Genomic DNA, 6,926 nt, shown 5'->3' with positions numbered 1-6,926 from the left:
AGGACCGCGCCGACGTCGGGGCTCATGCGGGCGTGGTCGAGGGCACGGTAGAGCTCGTCGACGGTGTGCGGCCGGAACGCATTGCGTACCTCGGGGCGATCGAAGGCGATCCGCACCGTGCCCTGCTCGATGTGCCGGTGGTACGTGATGTCGGTGAGGTTCTCGAATCCCGGGACGGGCCGCCACAGCGTCGCATTGAAGGTCACGGGAGTGAACATACTGTTCCGGTTCCCGGCGGGGTCGGACCCACCGCAGTTCGGCGCCGTGTTCTGTGCGTCACCCCGGACTACCGGCGGCGGAATTCGGCCATCCGACAAGCGCGCTGATTGTTAGCGGGCGGGGTTGTCCGGGGCTCGATCGGACGCTTGCTACTGGCGCGGAGAGAACTCCGACCGATCGGTAACCGAAAGTGAAACGCTGCCAATCGATTGCGGAGGGCTTACAGTGCTGTTGCTGCTGAGGCAGTAGCAGCGCATTGGCATCGTGTGTGCGGGGACACCGATGCGTATAGTTGCGTGCGCTCGTTCATCGAAAAACTATCCGGAGGAACCTGAAAGTGGTTGCAGCACTGTCTGAATCCCTGCTCGATGACGCCAAGCGTCCGGCCTTCATCGCCGACGCGGAGAAGGTTCTGGACGAGGAGGTGTCGGACAAGGGCGGCGCGTCGGGCCTGGTCGTCAAGGGCGGCTACGCCGCGATCAAGAAGGTCAGCCCCTCGATCGTGGGTGACGCGCTGGAGTCCTTCGCGCCCAAGTTCGTCGAGCAGCTGGAGCCGTTCTGGGCGGAGTACAAGAACGGTGGCGCCGGGTCGTTCGCCGATCTGCTGGTCTCCAAGCAGGACGAGGTGGCCGACGCGCTGCTGTCGGTGACCGACGCGCGGGCCGAGGCGTCGTCGCGCCCGGCGCTGACCAAGGTCTACAACTCCATGCGTTCGTCGGCGAAGAAGCATGTCGCCGAGGCCCTTCCGCGCCTGGGTGACCTGGTGCAGAAGCACGCTGGTTAATTAGGCCGACCGGTTCGCGGCCCGGCGAGGGGCCGCGAACAGTCACGGTCCGCGGTGCTGCCGCCGTGGACAGCGAATGCCCGCCGAGGTGGTTCGGGGGCACTCGCCTTTTTCCGGCCCCGTGCGCCGGTTCAGCCCTGGGACTTGCCCACTCGCCAGTAGCCGGTGAAAGTGATGTCCGCCTTGGGGATTTCGCGCTCCTGCGCCAAGTGCCGCCGCACTCCCGCGGCCAGCTTCTGCTCACCCGCGACGAAGGCGTAGACGCCCGCGCCGGGCAGGTCCGCCCCGCGCACGGCCTCCGCCGCCAGTGCGCCGATCTCGCCGTGCGGATCCGTGCGGACCAGCCAGTTCACCTGCACGCCTTCGGGTTCGCCCAGTTCCTGGCGGTCCTCGGCGGACGGAAGCTCGAGATACGCCGCGCCCCTGGCGTCCCGCGGCAGCGACCGCAGCACGCCCGCGATGCCGGGCAACGCGCTCTCGTCACCCACCAGCAGTGTCCAATCACTGTGGCCGGGAGCCTGATAGGTGATGCCCTCGTCCAGCAGCCCGACCTGGCAGCCGGGTGTGGCGCTGTTGGCCCACGTGGAGGCGGGGCTGTCGTCACCGTGTGAGACGAAATCGATGTCGATCTCGGCCGTGCTGCCGAACTCCCCGAAACCGGCCGCTCGGTATTCCCGCACCGTGTAGTTGCGCGCCAGCGGACGGTGTTCCTTGCCCATCATCAGGTACTGCGCGAACCAGCCGAGGTTGCTCGCGGAGGTGGGCAGCCGCAGGTTGCCGTCGCGTCCGGGCATGAACAGCCGGAACCACTGGTCGTAGCCCATGGCGGTGAATCCGGCCAGGCCCGGGCCGCCGAGGGTGACGCGGACGAAATGGGGGCTGATCCGTTTGCTGGCCAGGACCTCCGCGGTGAGAATCTCGCGGTGCTCGGGCTTGACATGCTTGCTGCGCTTCGCCATTGGCTTAGGTTAGCAAACCCTAACTTAATAACACAGGTGTGAGCGGGCCGACGGAGCGGGACGGGCGGCTGTCTGAGAGGCTGGAGGTGTGAATCCTTCGACAGCCCAGGCGCACGTCGTCGTCGACGAGCTCGCGCGCGGCGGAGTGCGGGATGTCGTCCTGTGCCCCGGGTCGCGAAATGCGCCGCTGGCTTTCGCGTTGCAGGCGGCCGACCAGGCCGGGCGGATCCGGCTGCACATGCGCATCGACGAGCGTTCCGCGGGCTTCCTGGCCGTCGGCCTGGCCGCCGCCAGCGGTCGCCCGGTGCCCGTCGTCATGACCTCCGGCACCGCCGTGGCGAATCTGGGCCCGGCCGTCCTCGAAGCGAACTACGCCCGCATCCCGCTGATCGTGCTGAGCGCCAACCGCCCGTACGAGATGCTCGGCACCGGGGCGAACCAGACCGTCGAGCAGTTCGGTCTCTTCGGCAGCCAGGTGCGCGCCGCCATCAGCCTGGGGCTGGCCGAGTCCGAGCCCGGCGACGATCTGTACTCGAAGCAGAACAGCGTGTGGCGCTCCGCGGTCTGCCGCGTGCTGGCCGCCGCCCGCGGCACCCGCTCCGGCAATGCCGGGCCGGTGCAATTCGACATTCCGCTGCGTGAACCGCTGGTGCCGGACCTGGCCGCCGGTGACTCGCTGCCTCCGGGCCGCCAACACGAAGGGCCCTGGACCGCAACGCAATACGCGACCCTCGACGTCCCGCTGGACATCGACCTGACCCCGGACACCCTGGTCATCTCCGGTCACGGCGCGGGCCATCGCCCCGAACTCGCGGCCCTGCCCACGGTCGCCGAACCCACCGCGCCCATGCACGGCCCGGCGCTGCATCCGCTGGCGCTGCCGCTGCTGCAACCCCGGCAGGCGATCATCACCGGCCGGCCCACCCTGCACCGGCAGGTGTCGCGGGTGCTGTCGGACCCGGAGATCACGGTGTACGCGCTGACCACCGGCCCGCGCTGGCCCGATGTGTCCGGCAATGTGGTGGGCACCGGCACCCGCGCGGTCACCCACGGCGCGCCGCGGCCGGAGTGGCTGGAGCTGTGCCGGGATCTGAACGAGAAGGCCGTCACCGTGGTGCGCGCGGAGCTGGCCGGACACCCGAAGCCGACCGGTTTGCATGTTGCGGCCGTGGTGATGGACGCCCTGCGTGACGGCGACCAGCTGCTGCTCGGCGCCTCGAACCCGGTGCGTGACGCCGCGCTGGTCTCCGAGCCGCGGCCCGGCGTGCGGGTGCTGTCCAACCGCGGCGTGGCCGGCATCGACGGTACCGTCTCGGCGGCGGTCGGCGCAGCCCTCACCCATCCGGGCCGCACCGTCGCGCTCATGGGCGACCTGACCTTCCTGCACGACGCGTCCGGCCTGCTCATCGGCCCGGGTGAGCCGCGGCCGGAGGACCTCACCATCGTGGTCGCCAATGACGACGGCGGCGGCATCTTCGAGCTGCTCGAACAGGGCGATCCGCAGTACGCGGGCGTGTTCGAGCGGGTCTTCGGCACCCCCCACGGCATGAATCTGGCCGCGCTGTGTGCCGCCTACCGCATTCCGCACCGCCAGGTCGGCCCCGCGCAGCTGGCGATCGAGCTGACCGGCAACGCGCACGGCATTCGGGTCCTGGAGGTCGCGACCGAGCGGTCGGGCCTGCGGGAGCTGCACGCCACCGTGCGGGCGGGCGTGTCGAATTAGCTTGGGCGCGAACGCCGCCGATCAGTACTCGCTGCCGGCGTCCGATTCGTAGTCGTCGTCGATGGGAACGGGGATCGCCTGCTCGACCAGATCCCCCTCGGAGGCGGTCCAGCCGCTGTCTCCGGCGGGCGGCGATGTGATCTCGGAGTCCGATTCGAGCGCCTCGGTATTCACCTCGTCCAGCGGATTGGCGGGGGTGCTCTGCTCTACATAGTCGGCCTCGGGCACTGCGTCGATGCGATCGATCATCGCTTGCTCCTCTCTGCCGGGGTGGGCGGGCCGCGCAGTCGGGCACTTCGAGAATGCTCCCGTTTCACCAGCTCGGCAACCCGTCTTCATCCCGCTCGGCAACCGGTCCGCCCATCACTCGCCGGGCAGCGCCGCGTCGTCGGCGGGGTACTCGACGAGAGCCAGTACCCGGCCCGCCATGAACCGGGCGGTGCGGACCGACCCGCCGGTCCGAGTCACTTCGCTGACCTCCACGATTCCCCGCGCAATGCGGGTCTCGATGCGGCGGCCCGCTCTGGTCGCCATGATTTCGTAGTTCCGAGACCCGTCGCCGGTGTCGACGACGATCTCCACGCGATCACCTTTCATCTATCAATTCTCCTCCCTACCAGCGTCTTTCGCCGCTGATACCGCCTAACGAACCGGTTGCGGCGCAGCGCTGCAAGCACATTCCGGGCGCTCGCCGGGCCTCGTGCGCGCCGCGGCGATGAATTCCGCCGGGCCGCCCCGTCTCCATCGGTGACCGGGCCGCACCGTTGGTTCGGCATGTCCCCGGGAGGAACCATGACCACGCCGGAATTCGACCTCGAAGCCGCGGCCAGCGCGGTGGAGGCGGTCGTCGCCGCTGTCTCCGAGGCCGACTTCGACCGCCGCACGCCGTCCGAGATCACCGTGCGCGACATGCTCGTTCATGTGCTGGGTTTCACCGAGGGCTTCCGGCAGGGCGCGACCAAGGAGATGATCGGCCGTTCCCAGCCGCCGGCGCCGGGGACCGGATCGCTCCCCGGGGATTGGCGCGACCGCATTCCGGCGCAGTTGAAGGCTCTCGTGGCCGCCTGGCGCGAACCGGCGGCCTGGGTAGGCGACACCGAGGTCGGCGGTGTGCTCGCGCCCGCCCCGCAGATGGCGATCTTCGCTCTGGACGAGTTGGTGATCCATGGCTGGGACCTGGCCCGGGCGGTCGGACAGCCCTATACCCCGGCGGAGTCGGATCTGGCGGTGCTGCTCGGCTTCCTCCGTGACACCCCGCGGGCAGGGGTGCCCGGGCTCTTCGGGCCGGTCGTCGATATCCCGGCCGAGGCGCCGCTCGTCGATCGCGTGGTCGGGCTGACCGGCCGCGATCCGGCCTGGACCGCGGACTGACCGCGCGGGAGGCGACCCGCGGGCACGGCGAGGGGTGGTGCGTGCGGGCGGCCGCGGGATGACTATCGAGGCATCCGGTGCGCGTGCTCTGTTGTGCCGGAAGCGAATACGCCCTGCTCCGCGGCGAGTGCGGCAGCCTCGGCGGCAGCGTCGACAGCCCTCTCGTCGACCGGATCCCCGCTGACCAGCAGCCGGTAGTAGAGCGGGGCCGAGACGGCGGAAAGCACTGCGCGCGGGTCGGTTCCGGGTGGGACCTCGCCGCGCGCGACGGCCGCCTCGAGGCAGGGGGACCATTCGGTCAGCCGGGTGTCGTAGAAGGCGCGCAGGGCCGCGGCGGCGGTGTCGTCGCTGGTGGCGGCCGCGATGACGGCCCGGAAGAGGCGGCCCTGCCGGGCATCGGTGAGCGTCTTGCCGACCAGCCGCGCATTGGCGAGCAGGTCCCCGCGCAGGCTGCCGGTATCGCTGTGGGGGAGTGAGGTTTCGGCCATGTCGGCCAGCAGGTCGGCGACCAGTCCCGCCGGGGTGCGCCAGCGGCGGTAGACGGTGGTCTTGCCGACTTCGGCGAGTGCGGCCACCTCGGCCAGATCGAGGGTGGCGAAGCCGCGTTCGGCGAGCAGGTCGCCGGCGGCGCGCAGCACGGACTCGCGCACGCGGGCGGTGCGCCCGCCCGGCCGGACCGAGCCGGGGATCGGGTCGACAGGGTCCGGTGCGTGCGTCTCGCTGCCCTCTGCGCGTATGTCGCGGCTCATAACGGTTCTCCAGTTCCATTTGCGGCCAGACGAGTGTAGCGTCAGGCACGTTAATGAAACTGTAGTTCCGTTAGGAGTGGTGGTCATGGAATATCGTCGGCTCGGCGCCTCGGGTCTGCTGGTTCCGGCATTGAGCTTCGGCGCGGGCACCTTCGGCGGTCGCGGCGAACTCTTCTCCGCCTGGGGCGACACCGACGCCCGGCAGGCCCGCCGCCTGGTGGATATCAGCCTGGACGCGGGCGTCACCCTGTTCGACACCGCCGACGTCTACTCCGACGGCGCCTCGGAAGAGATACTGGGCGAGGCGATCCGGGGCCGTCGCGAGCAGCTGCTGCTCTCCACCAAGGCCTCGCTGCCCACCGGTCCCGGCCCGTTCGACGCCGGATCCGGTCGCGCCCGGCTGATCTCGGCGGTCGAGGGCTCACTGCGGCGGCTCGGCACCGACCACCTCGACCTGTTCCAGCTGCACGCCTTCGACGCGGGCACGCCGGTCGAGGAGGTGCTGGCGGCGCTCGACGAGCTGGTGCGCGCCGGCAAGATCCGCTATGTCGGCGCCTCCAATTTCGCGGGCTGGCAGCTCATGAAATCCCTTGCCGCCGCGGACCGGTACGGCTTTCCGCGCTATGTCGCGCACCAGGTCTACTACTCCCTGGTCGGCCGCGATTACGAGTGGGAACTGATGCCGCTCGGCCTGGATCAGGGGGTGGGCGCGGTGGTCTGGAGCCCGCTCGGCTGGGGCCGCCTCACCGGCAGAATCCATCGCGGACAACCGCTTCCGGCCGGCAGCCGCCTGCACACCACCGCCGAGGCCGGCCCGCCGGTGCGCGACGAACTGCTCTACGACGTCGTGGACGTCCTCGACGAGATCGCCGCCGAAACCGGCCGCACGGTCCCGCAGATCGCCCTGAACTGGCTGCTGCGCCGGCCGAGCGTGGCCACGGTCATCGTGGGCGCGCGCAATGAGGAACAGCTGCGCCAGAATCTCGGCGCGGTCGGCTGGAGTCTCGAGGCCGACCAGCTCGCCCGGCTGGACAAGGCGAGCGCGGTGACCCCGCCCTACCCCTACTACCCGTACTACCGGCTGCGGGACTTCGCCCGGCTGAATCCGCCTGCGGTGTAAG

The 6,926-nt window shown here is 70.1% G+C and carries 9 protein-coding genes; 4 read left to right on the top strand and 5 right to left on the bottom strand.

Annotated features, from left to right (window positions below; translation table 11 throughout):
- On the bottom strand, window positions 1-206 hold a 206-nt coding region (locus tag ABZV44_RS43940; RefSeq protein WP_354850820.1), incomplete at its 3' end, for an enoyl-CoA hydratase-related protein.
- Between the two features lie 350 nt (window positions 207-556).
- Between ABZV44_RS43940 and ABZV44_RS43935 the strand changes: the two genes are divergently transcribed.
- Entirely contained in the window at window positions 557-1,003 is a 447-nt protein-coding gene (locus tag ABZV44_RS43935; RefSeq protein ID WP_354850817.1) for a hypothetical protein, read from the top strand.
- A gap of 131 nt (window positions 1,004-1,134) precedes the next feature.
- On the opposite strand, the gene ABZV44_RS43930 is transcribed toward ABZV44_RS43935, so the two are convergent.
- On the bottom strand, window positions 1,135-1,962 hold the full coding sequence (locus tag ABZV44_RS43930) for a siderophore-interacting protein (protein WP_354850815.1): 828 nt from the start codon (window positions 1,960-1,962) through the stop codon (window positions 1,135-1,137).
- Window positions 1,963-2,050: 88 nt separating this feature from the next.
- On the opposite strand from ABZV44_RS43930, the gene menD reads away from it, so the two are divergent.
- Window positions 2,051-3,685, top strand: a complete 1,635-nt coding sequence (gene menD, locus ABZV44_RS43925; protein ID WP_354850813.1) for a 2-succinyl-5-enolpyruvyl-6-hydroxy-3-cyclohexene-1-carboxylic-acid synthase — start codon at window positions 2,051-2,053, stop codon at window positions 3,683-3,685.
- A 21-nt stretch (window positions 3,686-3,706) separates the two neighbouring features.
- Here menD and ABZV44_RS43920 read toward each other — a convergent pair whose 3' ends face one another.
- Together ABZV44_RS43920 and ABZV44_RS43915 are read right to left on the bottom strand one after the other, a co-directional pair.
- Entirely contained in the window at window positions 3,707-3,934 is a 228-nt protein-coding gene (locus ABZV44_RS43920) for a hypothetical protein (RefSeq protein ID WP_354850811.1), read from the bottom strand.
- A gap of 114 nt (window positions 3,935-4,048) precedes the next feature.
- The gene (locus tag ABZV44_RS43915) at window positions 4,049-4,282 is read right to left on the bottom strand and encodes a hypothetical protein (RefSeq protein ID WP_354850808.1); all 234 of its coding nucleotides are present in this window, start codon (window positions 4,280-4,282) and stop codon (window positions 4,049-4,051) included.
- A 195-nt stretch (window positions 4,283-4,477) separates the two neighbouring features.
- Here ABZV44_RS43915 and ABZV44_RS43910 point away from each other — a divergent pair, with 195 nt between their 5' ends.
- The gene (locus tag ABZV44_RS43910; protein WP_354850806.1) at window positions 4,478-5,056 is read left to right on the top strand and encodes a TIGR03086 family metal-binding protein; all 579 of its coding nucleotides are present in this window, start codon (window positions 4,478-4,480) and stop codon (window positions 5,054-5,056) included.
- A gap of 62 nt (window positions 5,057-5,118) precedes the next feature.
- Here the strand turns inward: ABZV44_RS43910 and ABZV44_RS43905 are convergent, their stop codons facing one another.
- Window positions 5,119-5,805, bottom strand: a complete 687-nt coding sequence (locus tag ABZV44_RS43905) for a TetR/AcrR family transcriptional regulator (RefSeq protein WP_354850804.1) — start codon at window positions 5,803-5,805, stop codon at window positions 5,119-5,121.
- Window positions 5,806-5,890: 85 nt separating this feature from the next.
- On the opposite strand from ABZV44_RS43905, the gene ABZV44_RS43900 reads away from it, so the two are divergent.
- On the top strand, window positions 5,891-6,925 hold the full coding sequence (locus ABZV44_RS43900) for an aldo/keto reductase (RefSeq protein WP_354850801.1): 1,035 nt from the start codon (window positions 5,891-5,893) through the stop codon (window positions 6,923-6,925).
- Window position 6,926: the final 1 nt, after the last annotated feature.

The sequence above is a fragment of the Nocardia sp. NPDC004860 genome (assembly GCF_040609015.1).
In the GTDB taxonomy this organism is placed as follows: Bacteria; Actinomycetota; Actinomycetes; order Mycobacteriales; family Mycobacteriaceae; genus Nocardia.
The sequence above is the reverse complement of the archived record's forward strand: the minus strand, read 5'-3'. Positions and strand labels throughout refer to the sequence as shown.